18 protein-coding genes and 2 pseudogenes are annotated in these 19,275 nt (G+C 35.8%); 15 read left to right on the forward strand and 5 right to left on the reverse strand.

Annotated features, from left to right (window positions below):
- The first annotated feature begins 7 nt into the window (after positions 1-7).
- Complete coding sequence (gene bla / locus QUF78_RS13220; RefSeq protein WP_289324996.1) at positions 8-820, forward strand: subclass B1 metallo-beta-lactamase; 813 nt, start codon at positions 8-10, stop codon at positions 818-820.
- Between the two features lie 346 nt (positions 821-1,166).
- Here the strand turns inward: bla and QUF78_RS13225 are convergent, their stop codons facing one another.
- The 3 genes from QUF78_RS13225 to QUF78_RS13235 all read right to left on the reverse strand — a co-directional run bounded on the left by QUF78_RS13225 (position 1,167) and on the right by QUF78_RS13235 (position 3,738).
- On the reverse strand, positions 1,167-1,412 hold the full coding sequence (locus QUF78_RS13225) for a hypothetical protein (RefSeq protein ID WP_289316531.1): 246 nt from the start codon (positions 1,410-1,412) through the stop codon (positions 1,167-1,169).
- A gap of 270 nt (positions 1,413-1,682) precedes the next feature.
- On the reverse strand, positions 1,683-2,894 hold the full coding sequence (locus QUF78_RS13230; RefSeq protein WP_289324997.1) for a PP2C family protein-serine/threonine phosphatase: 1,212 nt from the start codon (positions 2,892-2,894) through the stop codon (positions 1,683-1,685).
- Positions 2,875-3,738, reverse strand: a complete 864-nt coding sequence (locus tag QUF78_RS13235; RefSeq protein ID WP_289324998.1) for an alpha/beta fold hydrolase — start codon at positions 3,736-3,738, stop codon at positions 2,875-2,877. The genes QUF78_RS13230 and QUF78_RS13235 overlap by 20 nt, the downstream gene beginning before the upstream one ends.
- Positions 3,739-4,850: 1,112 nt before the next feature.
- Here QUF78_RS13235 and QUF78_RS13240 point away from each other — a divergent pair.
- From QUF78_RS13240 to QUF78_RS13275, 8 genes are all read left to right on the forward strand, one after another.
- Positions 4,851-5,207: a M15 family metallopeptidase gene (locus QUF78_RS13240; protein WP_289324999.1), complete on the forward strand. Its 357-nt coding sequence runs from the start codon at positions 4,851-4,853 to the stop codon at positions 5,205-5,207.
- Positions 5,208-5,224: 17 nt separating this feature from the next.
- Positions 5,225-5,812 carry a peptidoglycan-binding protein gene (locus QUF78_RS13245; protein ID WP_289325000.1) on the forward strand — a complete coding sequence of 196 codons (588 nt, stop codon included), beginning with the start codon at positions 5,225-5,227 and terminating at the stop codon, positions 5,810-5,812.
- Between the two features lie 703 nt (positions 5,813-6,515).
- Positions 6,516-8,120 carry a phosphodiester glycosidase family protein gene (locus QUF78_RS13250; protein ID WP_289325001.1) on the forward strand — a complete coding sequence of 535 codons (1,605 nt, stop codon included), beginning with the start codon at positions 6,516-6,518 and terminating at the stop codon, positions 8,118-8,120.
- An 884-nt stretch (positions 8,121-9,004) separates the two neighbouring features.
- Positions 9,005-9,238, forward strand: a complete 234-nt coding sequence (locus tag QUF78_RS13255; RefSeq protein WP_289325002.1) for a hypothetical protein — start codon at positions 9,005-9,007, stop codon at positions 9,236-9,238.
- A 657-nt stretch (positions 9,239-9,895) separates the two neighbouring features.
- A complete protein-coding gene (locus QUF78_RS13260) occupies positions 9,896-11,038 on the forward strand; it encodes an Ig-like domain-containing protein (RefSeq protein WP_289325003.1) in 1,143 nt (380 codons plus the stop codon).
- 223 nt (positions 11,039-11,261) lie between these two features.
- Positions 11,262-11,504: a hypothetical protein gene (locus tag QUF78_RS13265; RefSeq protein ID WP_289325004.1), complete on the forward strand. Its 243-nt coding sequence runs from the start codon at positions 11,262-11,264 to the stop codon at positions 11,502-11,504.
- A gap of 185 nt (positions 11,505-11,689) precedes the next feature.
- Positions 11,690-12,397: a hypothetical protein gene (locus tag QUF78_RS13270; protein ID WP_289325005.1), complete on the forward strand. Its 708-nt coding sequence runs from the start codon at positions 11,690-11,692 to the stop codon at positions 12,395-12,397.
- Between the two features lie 11 nt (positions 12,398-12,408).
- Positions 12,409-12,645, forward strand: a complete 237-nt coding sequence (locus tag QUF78_RS13275; RefSeq protein WP_289325006.1) for a hypothetical protein — start codon at positions 12,409-12,411, stop codon at positions 12,643-12,645.
- A gap of 40 nt (positions 12,646-12,685) precedes the next feature.
- On the opposite strand, the gene QUF78_RS28015 is transcribed toward QUF78_RS13275, so the two are convergent.
- Both QUF78_RS28015 and QUF78_RS13285 read right to left on the reverse strand, forming a co-directional pair.
- Positions 12,686-12,802 (reverse strand): helix-turn-helix domain-containing protein, encoded by a 117-nt coding sequence (locus tag QUF78_RS28015; protein ID WP_483313845.1) that lies wholly within the window; start codon positions 12,800-12,802, stop codon positions 12,686-12,688.
- Between the two features lie 434 nt (positions 12,803-13,236).
- On the reverse strand, positions 13,237-13,413 hold the full coding sequence (locus tag QUF78_RS13285; protein WP_289325007.1) for a hypothetical protein: 177 nt from the start codon (positions 13,411-13,413) through the stop codon (positions 13,237-13,239).
- Positions 13,414-13,810: 397 nt separating this feature from the next.
- Between QUF78_RS13285 and QUF78_RS13290 the strand changes: the two genes are divergently transcribed.
- The 6 genes and pseudogenes from QUF78_RS13290 (at position 13,811) to QUF78_RS13315 (ending at position 19,176) form a co-directional block, all read left to right on the forward strand.
- Positions 13,811-14,665: a hypothetical protein gene (locus QUF78_RS13290; protein WP_289325008.1), complete on the forward strand. Its 855-nt coding sequence runs from the start codon at positions 13,811-13,813 to the stop codon at positions 14,663-14,665.
- A 43-nt stretch (positions 14,666-14,708) separates the two neighbouring features.
- A complete protein-coding gene (locus QUF78_RS13295; protein WP_289325009.1) occupies positions 14,709-15,620 on the forward strand; it encodes a VanW family protein in 912 nt (303 codons plus the stop codon).
- Between the two features lie 506 nt (positions 15,621-16,126).
- Positions 16,127-17,195, forward strand: a pseudogene (locus QUF78_RS13300) (helix-turn-helix domain-containing protein).
- A gap of 46 nt (positions 17,196-17,241) precedes the next feature.
- A pseudogene (locus QUF78_RS13305) lies at positions 17,242-18,241 on the forward strand (PEP/pyruvate-binding domain-containing protein); the annotation flags it as partial.
- Positions 18,242-18,366: 125 nt separating this feature from the next.
- Positions 18,367-18,462, forward strand: coding sequence for a peptidoglycan-binding domain-containing protein (locus tag QUF78_RS27845; RefSeq protein ID WP_353957943.1), 96 nt, complete (start codon positions 18,367-18,369; stop codon positions 18,460-18,462).
- 294 nt (positions 18,463-18,756) lie between these two features.
- Entirely contained in the window at positions 18,757-19,176 is a 420-nt protein-coding gene (locus tag QUF78_RS13315) for a hypothetical protein (RefSeq protein ID WP_289325011.1), read from the forward strand.
- The last annotated feature ends 99 nt before the right edge of the window (positions 19,177-19,275 follow it).

Here is a 19,275-nt window from a genome sequence, read left to right on the forward strand (position 1 = left end):
GAATTATATGAAAAAGTTAAAAAAAGGATTTTTAATCGTTTTAGCAAGTGTTTGTTTTTTACTCTTAAACATTTCGACACCGGTTTCAGCTCATGAATTCAAATCAAAACAAACGGTTATAACCAGTGAAGATGGAACAGTGGTTTTAACTAAAATAAAAAAAGATGTATGGGTTCATACAACCTATACGGAAATCAGTGGTAATAAGATTGGTGCGAATGGTTTGGTTCTTAATACTTCAGAAGGAATCGTCTTAGTCGATGCAACATGGGACGATACGCTGGCAAAGCAATTATTGGATATGATTAAAAAGGAATTCAAAAAACCTGTAAAGCTGGCTATAATTACGCACCACAAATACGATAGAATTGGGGGTATACAGACATTATTGGATCAAAAAATAAAAACAATAAGTACTCCTGAAACTGCAAGATTGGCAAAAGAGTTCAACTATCCTATGCCCGATCCTTCCCTGGATTCAATGGCATCAACTTTAAAAGTTGGAAATATGAAAATCGAAACATACTTCCTGGGAAAAGCCCATACTTCTGATAACATGACAATATGGCTTCCAAAGTATAACTTATTATTTGGTGATATGATTTTCGCGCTGGAACAAAAAAATTCCGGGATCATTGATGAAGCTAACATGGAAGCATGGCCAAATACGATGAAGAATTTAATGTATGTATATAATGATGCGAAAATCGTGATTCCAGGCCATAAAACTTGGGGGGATTTCAGTTTGCTTCCACATACATTGGAAATTGTCCAGAAACATGAAAATAAAAATAATTCGCATTCACTTCTAAACTTTTAGCAACTTGTCCACACCTTCCATTAGTCCATGCATATACAATAGTAAGGAGGGTGTTAGGATGGAGATAAATTGTTGTTATGTAGAAAAATGTTTTGAGAACAATGACCCCAGTACAATATGGTTTCCTGGAAAGCGTTGTAAATGTAAAAAATGCAAAAAAAACTAGCACCGTTTGTATTAATCACTAAAAGAATGAAGCAACTGTAAGGCAGTTGTTCTACAGGGCAGTCCTAGTGGCTGCCTTTTTTATTTTGACACGCAGATAATGGTGATAGATGTGAGCCTGATTTATACAATCATATAAAGATGAATAAACACTTAACCTTGGTGGCTAAGTGTTCATCAGTTAATCTTTCTTAAGGATTTGCCTGCTTTGCTGAATGATTTCATTATTTTTATTAATGGCTTCCACATTGTTTAACTTAACATGATCATTGATCAATTCATTGTCTTCCATATATTCTAGTAACAATTCGACGGATTTATCCAACAATCTTTCCAGTGGGATACCCCTTTCATCTGCTAAACGAGTGAGTCTCATGTTTAAATGAGAAGCGAGTGAAGAAACAAATGGATCTCTACCATCGTTCATTTGCATTCCCCCATCAGCTTTAATAGCTCCATTATATGATGGAAAGGATTGGAAGGCAAATGGAACAAAGTGAATGGGGATTAATGGAAAGTTGGTTGTGGATTGGTGAATTGTACTGGGAGCTGGATGATTTTTGGATTGGAAGCTGTCATTTTATTATTTATATTACGTGATTTTAATAATTATTTTGCGTAAAAAATAGAAGCTACCCATAATAAGTTAACTGCAACCTGTATTGGTTTATGTAACGGATAGCACAACCCCAATGTCTTATTTTAGGTTAACTAAAATAAGACATTGGTCATCTTTACGTTGGTCAGTGCCCTCTTCATTTCTAAGCGAATGTATAATTTCCTCTTTAAGTGTAGATATAGGGGCAGCCGAATAGGTCTTTAACAATGAGCATAAACGGTCTGAACCTAGAGGTTCTTCAACTCCATCTGTATAAAGGCACAGCTTACTGTCCTTATTGTATGTAAGGGTATTTACTTTAAAAGTTATATCTTCAAACATCCCGAGTGGAGGCCGATTAGAACGCAAGTGATATTGTTTTCCGTTTATATCCTGTAAAAGAACGGAAGGATGGCCTGCATTGATATATTTAATTTCTCTCTTATCAGTATCGATTAAAAGGTAGACAGCTGTGCAATAATGAGAAGTTTCACTTGTGTTTTTGAATAAAGAATGAAGATGATCATCTAATTCCTTCATCACAGTTCTTACTTCAGAACCTTTTAAAATTAATCTCTGAAATATGGAATGAAGTGACATGGTAATTAGAGCTGAAGAAAGCCCGTGCCCCATCACATCAAGTAGGATAAGGCCATACCGTCGGGCGTCAATTTGGTAAAATCCATAAATATCACCTGATAATTGATTGGAGCCTTTATAATACGCTTGAATTTCAAGATGTTCATTAATAATGGGAACAGTTAATAGTGTCTCTTGGATTTTTTTGGCAAACTCCATTTCTCTTTCTGTATCTACTTTGTATTTTTCGTTTGTTTCGTTCAATTCAATAAGTTTATCCTTTTGCATTTTCATCGTTTCATGAGCATTCTCTAAATCAGAATAAGCCTTATTCCTAGCATTTAGAGCTGTCACTGCCTCTTTTTTCGCTAGTAGAAGCTCATTTTCTAATTCGTTTCTTTTTCGCATGGGAATCACCACACACTCAATAATAGTTCTTCCATCTCTCTTTCTTCGAACAGCGTTGAGTAACACAGGTATTTCTTCATCATCTACAGACTTTAAGGATATATATATTTCCTCAATGTGATTTTCTAACCTGATCAGAGGAACCAGATAAAGCTGATGAAAGAGTATAGCAGAAGCCGAAAGGATAAAATTAATATGCTGCTCTTTCAATTGATCGAGATTATATCCCAATATTTTAAGTAAGGTTTGGTTAACGGATAAAATAGTATCTTCTTCTGATAAAGTCAAATATCCGCAGGGTGCCTCATTTAATTGTACATTCACAAAAGTTCACACCCATTCCTTTCTGTAAATCGTTTGTCGGAAATTCATCCAAATACTGACGGATTAGGTATATCGTCTCTTCAGGATGACTCATATGTGGACAGTGTCCTGTTGCTTTCATCAATTTCAATGTACTATGAGGAAGATGCTTATGAATATAATCACCTACCGCTGACGGAGCAATAACATCATTAGAACATTGCAAAATGAGTGATGGTACTTTAACTTTTGCTAAGTCTTTACGGTTGTCTGCAAAAAAGGTAACCTCCGCAAATTGTCGAGCGATAATAGGATCAGTAGAACAAAAACGATTCTCTAGCTCCCGTTTAAGCTCTGGGCGATCTGGATTATTCATTACCGTTCCCGCAAAGGCGGTTGCCCAGCCTATATAATTTTTGTCCATCATATCAATCAATCCTAAAAGCTGTTCTTTCTCAAATCCTCCGTAATAATCATTAGGGAGATTCAGGTAGCAAGGGGAAGGACCAACCAGAACAAGTTTAGAAAAATATTCAGGATGTTTAATTGATGCCAGCATGCCAATCACACATCCAACAGAGTGTCCAACAAATATAGCATCTTTTAGGTCTAAAGCCGAACATACATCAAGTACGTCTTGTGCATACCCTTCAAGAGTACTGTATCTTTCCACGTTGTATGCATTTATATCTGAATTACCTGACCCAACATAGTCAAATAGGATAATTTGGTATTCATCTTCGAAGTCTTTTGCAACTAATTGCCAGACATTTTGATCACAACCAAAACCTGGGGCAAATATCATTGGTCGTGTACCACTACCTTTAATCTTTACATTATTACGTAATAAAATATTGGGATTCATAATTGGCTCCTTCATTAGAAGATATACATACTATATGTTAACACTAACCTTATTCGAATTAAAGAATTGCACTTTAGTACTAAATCGCTACAAATGAGATCAGACTTTTTTTAATATCATCTACTAGTATTATAAAAAAAGTATAAGTAGGTGTAATTATGTAAAAATATCCAATAAGTCAATATTTGAGGAACATATCTTTAACTTTATCAGGATTTTCTTGAACAGAAAATTGTCTTAGCATCTATTTACCTTAAAAGTTCTGTCACCCCTAAATTGATTGGTTTTTATATTCTAAATCGGGAATAAAGCAGCCTTCAATCCAGGATCTTGGAGAGGTATTACTTATCCTGGCTGCTTTAACGAATTAAGTAATATGAAGAAGCCCCTGGTAAGTAATGATAGGTTTTCATAGTCTTAGATTTGCTGGTCAGTACGTACGAGGAACCTCAATATTCCCTCAAACAATCATATAAGATCTATTAATAAAAATGAATAAACATCAATCTAATGATTTACAAAGACAGTAGGATAAAATTAATTGCTTTAAAATGAACTGGATTAAACTAAGAATTATTGAATTTTGAATAGAATCTATTATGATTCACTTGTTGTGAATTAAGGGATTATTTTTCAACATTTTGGGCATAAAATCGACTCGAAGCGGAGTCTTAAAATCATCTCCTCTTACATCAATGCTTATAAAAAAGGCGGAATTGATGGTTTTAAAATGGGACACTCTCCTGGTGCACCACATGTTCAAGTAGTCACTTATCAAACTCCCAATGATCTTGGAATTTCTACAACTTACAATTGGACCCTTTCTTTAGTGTCGAAGTATATTGAACAGGAATGGGGGGAGAGGTATACACTTCGTGGAGTTTCAAGACTTTAGGAAACTCTTAGTCTTACGTTTACAAGAACCTCTTATACCCGGAAAAGGTCGACAACGTTCCTTGATCATTAGCCTTTTGAAAGTCTAATCTGTTCTAGAGTGTAAACTCTTTTTAGAAAACATATTGTAGAGAGCAGAGAAATGAGGGATTTAGAAGAGTATTGACTGATTATGTGGTTGTTTAATTCAATTTATCTATTTATAGGAGGTGGTTAAATTGACAGTTAAATTAGAAACTTTATTGGATCGTTCGGAAAAGAATATGGGCAGCGGTATTCATCCAGTCGTAAAAGAATCAGCATTGGAAATGGTTAAACGGGCATACCAAGAAGGTATTTTCGTTCAAATCAGCGCAGGTTATCGGTCTATGGAAGAGCAAGCAAAGCTATATGGTCAAGGTCGCCTAGGTTATAACTACGATGGTATAAACTATAGTGATTTATCGAAACCGAGAGTGACCAACGCGATGCCAGGTCAATCTTACCATAATTATGGACTAGCCATAGATTATTTCATAGTCAGCGATGATGGAAGAAAGCCATATGGACAGTTGATTCAAAATGGAAACGGGTAGCGGCAATTGGTAAATCCTTGGGCTTTGCATGGGGAGGGGATTGGTCAAGCTTTAAAGATTATCCGCACTTGGATATGACGGGTGGACTAACTTATTCTCAGTTAAAAGCGGGAGCAAAGCCTAGACTGATATCAAAAGTGAATGGAACCACACCACCAGCAACACAAGTCGAATCCGATGTCATTGTAAAAGATACGCCTGCAAAGGACAGCGGCAATCAGACTATCAAGTCCATTCAAAGGACATTAAATAGCCGTTATAATGCAAAAATAGATGTTGATGGTTATTATGGTCCTAATACTAAAAAAGCGCTGATCAAGGGTTTTCAAACCGAATTGAATAAACAATATGGTGCAAAGATTAATGTGGATGGAATATGGGGACCCCAAACAAAAGCGGCTTCACCTAATGTTAGGGAAGGTGCGAAAGGGAATATCACCTATATCCTACAAGCAGCACTTTATATGGAAGGACATAATCCGCATGGCATAGATGGTATCTTTGGAAGCGGAACGGAAATAGCGGTCAAGGCATTTCAAAGGGCCACGGGAATACCTGCAGACGGGATCGCCGGTGAAAATACCTTTGCAAAATTATTTGGATGATATATGAAATGGAATAGAACTATAATGCTTGAAGCAATTACCTTAGCAAAAAGCCCTAAAAATGAGGGCTTTTTTTGTATGAATGAAAAAGGATTTTTATAATAGCAGTTTTTTAAAAGTAAATATCCCAATCGTTTAAGAATCGAAGTATAAGAAAAGTAAGAATACATATCGGGACAAGAAATGTAACCGCATTTACGATATGAAAGTACTTTAATGCGGAATGCTTTATTCCTTTGACTTTAATTACTAAATAGAAGAATGATAAGGTTGCGATCAATGGGCATAACAAGCCAAGGTCAGTTAAAATCCTTGAAATTGGGTAATTCATAGAACTAAGTCCAATGAGGAATGAAGCAAGGCAGATCACATTGATAACCGACAAAATGGTGGGCATCAACAACACGTTTTTTTTTACTATCTCCTTAAATTTCACCTCCAAGATAATCCCATTTTATAATATCCACTGATCAAGTAGCAAAGCAAGGTGAAGGCTTTGTTAAAAGTAAAGGTTGATTTACTATGTACAAAGAGAAAATATCCAAAATTCTGTCCTCTCACAAATGTGAATTGTAATATTTATCGAGTATTTATACTCATTTTTATTCACTTAAAATTGACTGAAATATAATAGTTCTTTTGAATTTCCGTAATATTTAAACAATAAAGTTAAAGGATGACATAACTTTATTGGAGGGAAAAAATGAAGAATTTATGGAATAAGGCTATTTTGCCTATCGCTTCTATTAGTTTAGCTTCTGTGATGGTCGTAAATACCATTCCGGAAACTCTAGTTCAAGCAAATTCGAATGTTCAATCACAAGTGCAAATGAAAAATCATGTGCTTCCGCTGGGAACACCTAATTTACATGAGCAAAGAACTTCAATGAATCCAGCACCAGGAGTTACGTATACCAAAATCAATCGTGGTGAAACATCTTCAAAAGACTTTTTCACAGTGGATGTGGCATTTGTAGAAACACATGAACAGGCAAAAAGCTTGTTGGCAAATTTAAAGAAGGATGGTTTCAAAAATGCTCGTATCATTAGAGAACAGAATCGGGCCATGGATGATCGCGAAAAAGATCCACTTGGATACATAGTTCGCGTCGGCCAATATCAGCTGGAAGCGGACGCAACCGAAATGAGAAAAAGGTTATCGGAAAAGGGATATACGGGTCTCCGGAATGTGTATACGGGTGAGGACGGAGAGAAAACGACAGGACCATGGGTAGTAAACGTCCTTGAAGTGGATCAGGATCAATTTCAAGGGCAATTGGTGCCTGAATTAGCAAATGATGCTGTGACAGGGAAAGAAACATTGACCCAAATGGCTGACAGAAATGATGGCATTGCAGGAGTTAATGCCGGTTACTTTGTTGTAGGAGAAAAGGATGGAACACCAGGCGATCTTGCCGGTATATTTGCCAGCAATGGACAGCTTGTCAGTGAAGCGATTAATGGCCGTTCAGCTCTGATTTTATCTTCTGTTGAAAAGAAGGCAGACATTGCTTCTGTTTCCACTTCAATTCAGGCTACTTCATCTGATGGTGCAGTTAGAGAAGTGGATGGATTAAACCGGAAGCCAGGATTAATCCGCAATTGTGGCGGTGTTGGAGGGGATACCACTACAGAACGGCCGAAACATGATTTTACTTGTAAGGATGAAAGTGAACTTATCCAATATACTTCCGTATTTGGAGAAAAGACAGAATCGGGCAACGGTGTGGAAGTGGTAGTAAATCATGCCGGAAAAGTGGTGGAAATTCGTAACCATCGTGGGGGAGACATTCCAAGCAGCGGTTCTGTTCTTGCGGGAACGGGGGAAGCAGCAGAGTGGCTTCGTGAGCATGCCCAACAAGGGATGAAGATTCAGGTGAAGAGTGAAATCGTTGGTGATGGAAAGCAAATGGAATTAGACCAAACTACCAGCATGATAAATGGAGGTCCTCGATTATTGGAAAACGGAAAAATTTCCATTAATGCCGTAGAGGAAGGTTTTCACTGGGAAGAAGATCCTGGGTTTTATTATCGTTTTGGGGAACGTCGTAATCCTAGAACGCTTGCAGGAATCAAGGAAAATGGCAATCTATTATTTGTCACCATCGATGGACGCGCACCCGGATGGAGTGTGGGGGCTAATTTTGAAGAAAGTGCGAAAATCATGAAGTCATTAGGAGCCGTCGATGCCATCAATCTTGATGGCGGCGGATCGACGACCATGACAGTTGGGGATGATCGAGTCACAAGACCATCTGATGCAACAGGTGAACGTCCAATTGCCGACGGAATATTGTTAGTAGAATAATGGATTGGTCATGTAGTGAGGTTAACCTTAAATTGATTTTGAAACCAAAGAAAATGAATGTTTATTTCAATGTTCTTGAAATGTAAAAATATTTAACTCAAGGAACTCATCAATCAAAAAAAGCACTTAACCTAAATGGTAAAGTGCTTTTTTGTATCTATTTATTTAATACTTCTTTATTTTGATTAATGATGATTTTTTTTTCTTAAAATCATTTCCTTATTATTAAGTCCAATATTTAGTTCGGCAGGACTGCTCATCTTTTCTGTGAGAGACGATACAGATATTTCTAATAATTCCGGGATAGGCATGTCTGTATTATCTGAAAAGTTTTTCAGTTTGCTGATTAATTCAGGAGATAACAATGAGTCTCATGCTAATCTTTCATTTATGTCCATGATTGTACCCAACATATATTGAATTATTTTATTAGTTTAATTATATAATAGAAATTTACTAGAGTGAGATTTAATCATCCTAAAGATTTGATGTCAATTGTAGAAGGTATGATGACAATAGGTAACCTTCCTGTTAATATGGTAATATTTCAGATTTTATTGCCTGGTGGAAATACAGATGATTTCCCAGGGGAATTTAGAGCATTGGTTAGTTGTAGACGTAGGAAAACTTAAAAACGAGTGGAGATATTTAATCATTCTAAATATTTCACAAGACTTGGATAACCTAGGTGCACCAGTAGACCATTATTAAAAAAATACAATTAATTAGAGCTTAAGACCAACCTCATTTAAGATATTACAAACATAGTGCTGATCCGGGTGGTGGACCTCGACAAACGAGATAACTTTATATAATAGTAGAAAATACTAGGCAGTCACAAAGACCTCATAATCTGGATACAGGTATAGTGTGACTTTAGAGTCATGTTTCGACTCACAGCGTCATTTATTGGTAGACATGCTGCACCGCCTTCAGGATTTGAAAAAGCTTTAAAACTTGTATTTGGAGCTGTTGTTGGGATTACTGCTGCTACTTTAATAGTTCAAGACTGGTATAAATTAGGTGATTATTCTGCTTGCCACAAGTGGGGTAAAAAGAAACCTGAATTTAATAAGGCGTGTAAAGCACTAGGATACTGGCAAAATATCCGAAACTAAGGAGGAAACACAATGTTTGACATACCTGACTTTTCGAGAGTGAAAATGCTGAAATTAACGATACATTCTTTGGTTTTATGCATTTTATTAAGCTTAGTTAGTTTAATTATTAACGATGTTTTTTCAATTATCGTTGATGAAAGAACTAATTTAAATTTATTTTTCATTCCAATAATCATGGTTTTTTGGGTTTTGTTAGTAATTAAAAAACCAACATACCAAAAGTAATTTCTGGATAGGAGTCTGGGCACAATGCTCAGGCTTTTTTTTTTCCCTAATTGTGATGACATAAGTCAGAAAGACATACTGAGTATAAGAAGTATCTTTTGCTTGTTTCTAAGATACCAAGTCCATTTTGAATTATTCAGTTCATCACTGTTCTCTTCGAATTGTTCATGGCAAATGTGAATGGTTTTTATGATTTCTGGAATTGATCACCATATTCGACGAATTTCAGGAAACCCCTAAAGGTAGCAGGAAACTGACGCTTGGTTGATTTTCAGTTCGACTTCTTTGGGCCGGGAGAAAGGGTGGGGAGACCTTTTCATGTATATTTTTGTCAAAATATACATAAAGAAACTTATGGTAATTCAGGTACTTATGTATTAGTATTGGTGAAGTGAGTGGTTCTTTATAACGAATTCAGGGGGAATAATCGTGCGTAATAAAGGTATTTTGTCATTGGTTGCTGTAGGTCTATTTGCTTCATCATTGTCTGTAGTTTCTGTTAAGGCAGAAGGAAACGAGAACGGATTGGCAAGAAAAGCTATTGAACGTCAGGTGGAAAAACCACTTGAAAAAGGTGTTATTGATTCTAAAACGTTTAATCAACTTGAAAAAGAAGTATTTGGTTCTCAATCACATTCAGTTAAAGGTTTTAACAAAATGGGTAGAATAAGTAGTTCTTCCAGTAGCGATTATATTTTTGAAACTGAGTACAATGACGACTTTGATTCAGCAGATAGTGCATCTTATGAAAAAGGAACAATCGGGCAATTGCTTCCTTTAAATGATGTGGATTTTCATAAAGTAGTTGTTCCTAGTAGTGGAGTTTTATTAGTGGCAGGATTAACGGACTCATATGTTATTGATCTAGTATTTGCTGCTGTGCAAAAAGATTTTGTTAAAAATAGTAACTTAGTATATCTAGGTAGTGAATATGATAACGGTGTTGAAGTACAAGCGTATCAAGCTAAAAAAGGCACATACTATGTGGGTGTTATAGACCATGATAACGAGTACATTGACGATAATACAGAATATGACATTTATGCTACGGCAACAGCATTTGTAGACGATGTTAAACCATCGAAGCCAACTGTTAATAAGGTTGACAACAATGACAAAGTAATAACGGGAAAGGCAGAAGCTAGTTCCACGGTTACTGTTAAAAGTGGAAGTAAAGTGTTAGGTTCTGCAAAAGCAACATCTAAAGGAACATTCTCTGTTAAAATAGCAGTTCAAAAAGCAGGCACTAAATTGACAATCACAGCTAAAGATAGTGCAGGGAATGTGAGTTCAAGTGCATCGGTAACTGTAGTAGATGTTGTCGCACCAAGCAAGCCAACAGTAAAGAAAGTAGATGATAATGATAAAGTTGTTACTGGGAAAGCAGAAGCAAATTCAACTGTAACTGTGAAGGTAGGAAGTAAAACCATCGGTTCAGCAAAAGCAACTTCTAAGGGGAGCTACTCAGTCAAGATTAAAGCACAGAAAAAAGGGACTACACTTTCTATAACTGCAAAGGATAAGGCAGGGAATACTAGTTCAAAGGCAACTACTAAAGTTGTAAAACATTAAGTTCAATTACAGAGCCGAGGATTAATTCCTCGGCTTTTTGTTTATAAAAGGATTTCTAGCAGATGTTATATCGGTGTTATTTAAAAAATTGAGACGGTTTATGAAAAGAGACCATTCACATCTCTTTCAGTTAGTAACGACACTCTTATTAACTTACTCAAAGTAATTGTTACCATGTGTCGTTTCTTTGTTCCTTATTGTTATGTTATGTAGGATATCTTTTGTGAGTGTACTAAGAGTTGAATATCAAAATAGTAAGGAAAAACAACATCAAGAACAATTGGAAAGAGCAGAAAGTGAATCCGAAGATGATTCAGGAAAAGTAAGCAAACAAGAAAATAGCTTTTTTGATGGTGCAATAGGAAAGGTTGAGAAAGCAGAAAAGATAGTTAGTTCTGCAGGTACTATAGTTGGAACAACCCTTGACCTTATAAAAACGCTGACGAGTATGGGAAAGTTATTATAAAAATAGATTAATTATAATCGTAGCAAAATATACAAAATGATTGGAAATCACAAGTCAATATGATTGGTGATTTTTTATTGAAATTATTATTTTTTTACTTTTAATGAAAAAAATACATAAATATTATTTTTATGGTATAATTTGTATTTGTTTCCAATTAAAGTTTCATAGGGAGATGGACAAAAGTGTTAAAGATTCGTTTTTTAGTTTCACTATTATTAGTAGGAGTTTTCACGTTTAGTAGTATTAATATTTCTTATGCAGAAGAAACAGATTGGGATTGGGCGGAGTTTGAGAGATTGAAATTATTAGATACTATTGAATTTTATGGATTAGATATACTTCAAGAAGAATCCGCATTCGAAAATGATACAACAAGTGAAGTTATATATAATCCCATGTATGAAGATGGAACAACTTTGGATGTAAAGTTAATGGTTACAACGGATATTATTAACGGTAATATAACATCTGTTGTTTCAGATGCATCATTAATGACAATGGACATTCTTAAAAAAAAGAAGCCAAAGAACCCAAAAACCAAAAAAAATGCAGTACCATATAAATTGAATGGGGGATCAAACAAAGCGAGCTTTATTAATGAGCATGCGTACAATAAGCACAAATATAATTCTAAGGTAAAATCATCAGCTAAGGCTACTCAATATGGAAAAGATGTTGATGTGAAAAAATTAAGAGAAGATACGATGGCCAACTATGATGATAAGTGGACAACTAAGGACAAAGGCTCTAATCAAGTTCAGGTTCATTATGCTAAGAGTTATGATTCTAATATTAGCACTAAGGATACATCAACAAAAAACCATAGGGTTGTAATTAACAAAACTAAATCAAATAGGAGTACTCAATATCCCTTATCTTTCAAAAACTAGGAGTGAAGAAAATGAAAATAAAAAAAAGCCAAACATTCGTACAGTTAGATGTTAGGAATTGGGATAATACAGAGTTAGTAGAAAGGTTATATGAGATTTGCGAAACTAGTAAAGAGTATGAAAATGATGAAGTAGAGGTTCATCAGGTTGTGGACTTAGGGAAACTTAAAAACGAGTGGAGATATTTAATCATTCTAAATATTTCACAAGACTTGGATAACCTAGGTGCACCAGTAGACCATTATTAAAATTTAAAAGAATTAATTATAGCTTGAGACCACCAGTCATTTAAGATTGGTGGTTTTCTTCTGCTTGAACTAATTCAATTACATCTTCAATATTGCATTCAAGGTATTCACAAATGTTGATCAAAATGGATAAAGCAACATTTTCACCCTTGGACATTTTAGCAAGTGTAGCTGGTGATATTTTTAAATCCTTTTTAGATCTGTTTTAGTATTATCTTTTCTGATTAATGTAATTTCTATTGGCTTGTAACTCGGAAGAAGTCTTAAAATAACACCTCTCCTTAGACTCCCACTTGATTTTGACAGATTAAACGAAGTGCAGAAGGCGTTTCACCATTACTATAGGGGAGCCAATTAAACACTTCACAGGCTCTGAAACACTTTAAAATAGGTGGGGAATATTACTTTAGGAAGGCTAGCCTTATATGAGTTGGAAAGGTTGGGATTGGATAGAAAGTTTTTTTTACATAAGTTAATAAAAAGTATGTTTACTCCAGTGGTGTCGATTAATCAAGGTTATTTAATAAAGAACATATTCAACATTAGAGTAAAAATTATGCTTGTATATGGATACAACCTGATATGGGAACATTATGAATCTGTCGTGACCTTACCTTTATTTTGGAGGAAAATACTTTTATATATCATAGGAGGGGTTTTCATGGAGAAAATAAACATCGACCAATTTCCTGCCTCTGGAGAACCTTTAGGCGGGATACTCTCCCCTTGGTAAGGATATTCTGTCCATCTTCTATAACTTGTTCTCATAAAGACCACCCCCTATAAATGTTCTCTTTGTTCCTTGTGATTAAGAGTAATGAAATTTGACCATTTAACTTTTTGCTCCCTGGTTAGAACAGATGTAGTCGATTTCTTTTTTTCAAATGTGAGGTTAAACACTTAAATTAAGATGTACTAGCTTATAGAAACAGTTTAACAAAGAGAGATAGAGGTTAAATTTACCACGAGAAATATCAATGCATTCCACTTTCAAAATGAACTTTTTGATTGAGCCATTTTATGCCTTTATAGCTGATTCCCCCAAACCCAGTGTTTTAGAACATAAATTAACAGGGAGGAGTTTAATTTGAAAAATTCCCAAGTATTTGAAGGTATTCAACTGATCATGTCCTGAAATAATAAGAAAAAGTGTAGGAGAAACCAAATGAAAAACAAAAAATTTTATCAGGTATTTATCGCTATTTTTATAATTGTCTTAATGGTCGATCACTCGGTCTATGCAATTGAATGGGAAGATGAAGAAGTACCTATTAGCTTTAAAATTGAGATGTTACCTTGGGAGATTGTAAACAACATTATTCCTAATAAAACAAATTTCACCATTATTGATATTGAAACTGGTTTATCATTTAAGGTACAACGAAGAGCAGGTAGCCATCATGCCGACGTACAGCCACTAACCAAAGAAGATACTCAAATCATGAAGAAAATTTATAATAATAAATGGAGTTGGAATAGAAGAGCCATTATTGTATTAATCAATAATCAAATGATTGCTGCATCAATGCACGGAATGCCACATGGTGCTGGTGCACTTCAAAATGGTTTTTCAGGTCATTTCTGTGTTCATTTCTCTGGAAGCATTACGCATCGTTTGAAAAACGAAGACCTTTCTCATAAATTAATGGTATTGAAAGCGGCTGGTAAGCTTGATGATTATATTCAAACGGTAAGTCCCTATGAACTTATACGTATTTTTACCATTGCCATTAATCAAGGAAATCAGAAATTATTAGCAATGACCTTATCAAATCCGAGTCATCCTAATCGAGTCAATACACTTGTTAAAGATATTACATATTTTGGAGTAGTTGACCCTTTAAGACAACCTCCTGAACAACTAAATGGGCTATTTCTCGTGGATGTACCCGTTCAAGTAGCTTTTTATAAGAAGAGAGAAGGTAAAGAAATAAAGGTTATGCATTTTATGATCCGAAGGGAGAATTTGACTGATCGTTGGTTCATTGATCAAGATGCGATCTATGAAGACTTAAAATAAGATTTGTAAAAATAAATTCCAATCCAGTATGGGGGTGAATTCTATGCGATTATCATGGATTGCCGGACTTTTACTATTCGTTCAACCAGTGAATATTTCTGAAAGGATATCGGTAACCCACCAAGGACAAACGATTGCTAGAGTCAACCATGCTGATATTACTATGCCCTTACTAGATGTTCCTATCATGGACGTGGATAAATACAATCAATTTGTCGAAAAAATAGACCGACAAGTTTACCAAAAACCTGTAAATGCCACATTAGACAAACAAGGTAATATTCTTCCTGGGCGGGTAGGTTACAAGTTATACCATCAAGCATTTAAAGAGCAATTTTATTCCTTTTTGTACAGTAGTAGAGCCTATAAACTAGAAGTACCTTTGCTTGCTATTCATCCAAAAGTTGATAGCGAATTACTTGCGGAGATTCGAGAAAAAAAGATAGGTGAATATAGAACTTATTTTAATGTGAACAACAAAAATCGTACAAATAATATCTCGCTTGCTACAGAAGCCATTAATAATTATGTCGTGTTTCCAGGAGAGGTGTTTTCTTTTAATCAAGCCGTTGGCAAGAGATCAGTAAATAAAGGATATATGCTCGCTCGAGTTATCGTTAAAGGAGAGTTTTCTGAAGGAATTGGTGGAGGGATATGTCAGGTGTCATCCACCCTGTTTAATGCTATCGACAATGCAGGGTTGCAAACTATTCAACGCTATTCCCATACTAGGAGCGTTCCGTATGTTCCATCTGGCCGCGATGCTACAGTAAGTTGGTATGGTCCTGATTTTAGTTTTAAAAACAAGTACAATCAACCTATCCTAATCCGAGCTACAACGCAAGGAGGAATGGTAAGTATCAGGGTTTACTCTTCAGATATGGTAAATTATAAGACACGAAAAGTTCCCGCTGCTTCAAATCAGAAATCAAAAGAACAGATTTACCGTTCGTAAAAGTCACTTTTACGAGCGGATTGTTTTTTTATAAAATCACCTACTTTTCTGAAAAATTTCATTTTTAATCCAACAATATGGACGGAATACGCAATAGCCCCGCCGTTGTATAATTTCTGAACCTTACCTTGTACCTAATCTTCGGATCAATATAAATGAATTTCACCAATAATTAAATCCTGATACTGGCTATAGAATTGTTTCCTGGCTGCAGGAGTGACAAACTCCACCGGCTGGCTTTATCTGGTTATTACTGCATCGGTATATTGATAATTAATAACCTTAAGCCAATCATGCGATCGTTTTCCAATTTGTAAGGTAGATTATGTAAATGAAAAACCGACACTATACTTTAATAGTGACGGCTTTTATTGTAGCTTTAATATAAAGTTTGATAATTTTAACAATATTTCGGGATTTTAGTGTAGGTTTAATTTTTAATATCACAAGAAATATCAAATAAAAGAAATTGATACCTCATATAATTTTTTTAAGGAGTGAGATAAATGAATGAACAGATACAGCTTATGATTGATTGGAGACAAATTAAAAAATCAATTTTCATTAGATGAACTATCTAATTATATGGGATAGTCCCCTTATTATTGTTCGTTTAAAATTCACCAAGTAACAGGTATAAGTATTAGGCGCTATATTCTTCTTAGATGATTGTATTTATCCACGGAAGATTTAGCAAACAACAGGAAGATAATTGACGTCGCCTTTGATTACGATTATTCTACGCAAGAAGCATATAGCAGAGCCTTTAAAACTGTTTTTGGTATCAATCCTAGAGAATATCAACTTAACAAGTTGCCTGTCCAGTTCCTTGTTAAGCTCACTATTAATAAAGGCGGGGAATGGTGTAGAATGAACGTTTCTAGAAAAATTGAGGTTGAACAGTTACAAAATGAGAAGAGTGAATTGTTTGATAAAGATGTACTCAACATATTGAATGGTCAAGTTATGTATGAGGAGTTTAAAGATAACAGACTAATGGGAGATTCTGATTACGCTCCATTTAATGAAGCGATGTGTGTAAACGCGACTACTAAACAAGTTTTTGATAAAGAATTTATAAACACACGAGCTTCTGGACATCATGAGTCGGTAGAGAATTATATCAAAAAGGTCATTGTTCCATTAGACAATCTTTTTAATAAAGAGTATAAATGTATCGTTTTATGGTTTGGTGAAGACATGTTTTGTCAAATGAACCTACTTACCATACTTTCCTATCTTGAACAGTCCGGATATGAAGGCAAAGTGTTCTTAAATTGCTTCAGAGAGGATGAATTTAAAGTTAATCAAGCTGAACTTAAATTAGGTCATTATTATTCTGTATACGAGGAAGTATTGGTCAATCATAATAAACCATCAAATGAACTACTTCCGGTCATGTGTCAGGCAATAGACATATATTTGGATATGCTAAAAGAAGATAATGCAGTAGTAAAGTATATTTCCAAAAATAAAGATTTAGCAACATCAGAATTAATTAATAGGTTATTTGCTCTGTTCCCAACAGTAGGCTATGGAGATTTACAATATATAGAGCTTATTAATAAAACTTAAAATTGGAAGTGGGAACAAGAATTTTTAAAGACAATCAACGAATGGGTTCCCACAAGCTTCAGGGATTGTATTTACCGCTGATCCGATTACTTCTAACCGAAAGCTGCTATCAATCGATGCCAGTTTTTGGACTTGGAGAAGCACTAGTCTCTGGCTTGGTATCTGCCGATTGTTATAAAGTACAGGAAGAGGAAATCGTCGATAAGATGATAGCAACCAAAAAATTGGCTATCTATGGACTAAAAGAAGGCGGAACAGAGACACAACAGATCGACCCTGATCAGCAAAAGACTCAAACACTTACTGAACAACAAATTTTACAACTAGCACGCACAAGAAGACAGATCGAAGCTTATTTTGGTTACCCACAAGATATCGAATGGTGTTTGGTTGATGATACATTTTATATTGTCCAGAGTCGGCCAATCACTACTTTATACCCGATCCCTGAAGCGAATGATCAAGAAAATCACGTTTATGTATCTGTCGGTCATCAACAAATGATGACCGACCCCATGAAACCATTGGGAATGTCTGTATTCCAGTTAACCTCTTTTGGACCCCGGTTTAAAGCTGGTGGAAGGTTATTTGTTGATGTCACGCATAATCTGGCCTCGCCTGTCAGCAGAAAAACGATAATAGATACCTTGGGACAATCCGATCCGCTCATAAAGGACGCACTCATGACCATAGTAGAGCGAGGAGATTTTATTAAATCGTTACCAAATGATAAAAAAGAACTGAGTCCCAGTAAAAGCAATAAAGGTATGTCGTCTGCGGGTTTTAAAGCACAAATCGAAAACGATCCGACAATCGTTTCTGATTTGATTAAGAGTAGTCAAACATCGATAGAAGAGTTAAAACAAAACATCCAAACGAAATCAGGATCAGATTTATTTGATTTTATTCTAGAAGATATCCAGCAATTAAAGAAGATTTTATTTGACTCACAAAGTTTGGGTGTGATTATGGCTGCTATGGATGCTTCATCATGGATCAATGAAAAAATGAACATGTGGTTAGGTGAAAAAAACGTAGCAGAAACCCGTGGCTAAACCTGCGGCGAAACCAACAGCCTCTATCGTCAAGTATCCGGGGAAGGTTATCGAAATCGGCTAAAGGTAAGGACGTTGAGCGGATCCAGCGTGCGGTCGGCATTAAGCCTGACGGTATTTACGGAAAAGGGACGTCGGCAGCGGTCAAGGCGTATCAGAAACGCAAGAAGCTTTCGGCTGACGGTATCGTTGGCGGAAGACTTGGGCGGTGATGTTCTAATGATGACTATTATCAAGCGGATTAAATTCCAATACCTCTTTTCCTTCGGACTGCTGATCGTTTTGTCGGCGGCCTTATTTGTGTTTTACGGCGACGAGCAGACGCGGAATCTTATTATCGGCACGCTAGTTATGAACTTCGGTCAGATTACGGGATCATTCTTTCCGAAGAAACGAAGACATTTAACGGTTAACGAAATAAATGCGAAGCCTACGAGGAATGAACCCATTCGTAGGCGGATGCGTACATATAATTATAAGACAAAAGGAAAAGGGACGGTGCTTTTATGGGATTTTGGAAACAGGTCATTAAACCGCGGATTCAAGTCAGCGTATTGGCAGGCGGTCACGTATTAACTGATAATGTCGAAGGTAAAGAAAGCGTTAACAGAATGACTATAATGAAGAGGAGGCAGCCAGGCGAGGTCAAGGTTACAACTGCATTTGGACAAAAACACTTCAAACTTTCACGGATTGAGTGGGAACATGGTGAAAGTCGAAACGTCGGTAAACCTAAAAGCAGCACGATTTTAAGTACTGCTCTTGTGGGTTCAGTCGGTGTAATCACTGATGTAGCATTCCGAGCAATGAAAAAAGAAACTTCAAACGCTTACATTTATTTAATCGATGAAGAAGGCGAGGAGCACAAAATCCTCATTCAGTGTACAAAGGAACAATTTACGCAAATATCGCGCATAGTTTACTAACCTCGGCCAATAATGTTCCATACAATGCTTGCGAGCAATAGGATTGCGCTCATATACATTAACTCTTATAGTTTTACGCTTTCCTTCTTCTATCCATTG

The sequence above is a fragment of the Peribacillus sp. ACCC06369 genome, assembly GCF_030348945.1.
Lineage (GTDB): Bacteria > Bacillota > Bacilli > Bacillales > DSM-1321 > Peribacillus.

Excerpts from the sequence above, each read along its gene's own strand:
- bla (WP_289324996.1), top strand. The coding sequence starts at position 8 with ATGAAAAAGTTAAAAAAAGGATTTTTAATCGTTTTAGCAAGTGTTTGT.
- QUF78_RS13225 (WP_289316531.1), bottom strand. The coding sequence starts at position 1,412 with ATGAACGATGGTAGAGATCCATTTGTTTCTTCACTCGCTTCTCATTTA.
- QUF78_RS13235 (WP_289324998.1), bottom strand. The coding sequence starts at position 3,738 with ATGAATCCCAATATTTTATTACGTAATAATGTAAAGATTAAAGGTAGT.
- QUF78_RS13250 (WP_289325001.1), top strand. The coding sequence starts at position 6,516 with ATGAAGAATTTATGGAATAAGGCTATTTTGCCTATCGCTTCTATTAGT.
- QUF78_RS13255 (WP_289325002.1), top strand. The coding sequence starts at position 9,005 with ATGTTTCGACTCACAGCGTCATTTATTGGTAGACATGCTGCACCGCCT.
- QUF78_RS13275 (WP_289325006.1), top strand. The coding sequence starts at position 12,409 with ATGAAAATAAAAAAAAGCCAAACATTCGTACAGTTAGATGTTAGGAAT.
- QUF78_RS28015 (WP_483313845.1), bottom strand. The coding sequence starts at position 12,802 with ATGTCCAAGGGTGAAAATGTTGCTTTATCCATTTTGATCAACATTTGT.
- QUF78_RS13285 (WP_289325007.1), bottom strand. The coding sequence starts at position 13,413 with ATGAGAACAAGTTATAGAAGATGGACAGAATATCCTTACCAAGGGGAG.
- QUF78_RS13290 (WP_289325008.1), top strand. The coding sequence starts at position 13,811 with ATGAAAAACAAAAAATTTTATCAGGTATTTATCGCTATTTTTATAATT.
- QUF78_RS13295 (WP_289325009.1), top strand. The coding sequence starts at position 14,709 with ATGCGATTATCATGGATTGCCGGACTTTTACTATTCGTTCAACCAGTG.
- QUF78_RS13315 (WP_289325011.1), top strand. The coding sequence starts at position 18,757 with ATGGGATTTTGGAAACAGGTCATTAAACCGCGGATTCAAGTCAGCGTA.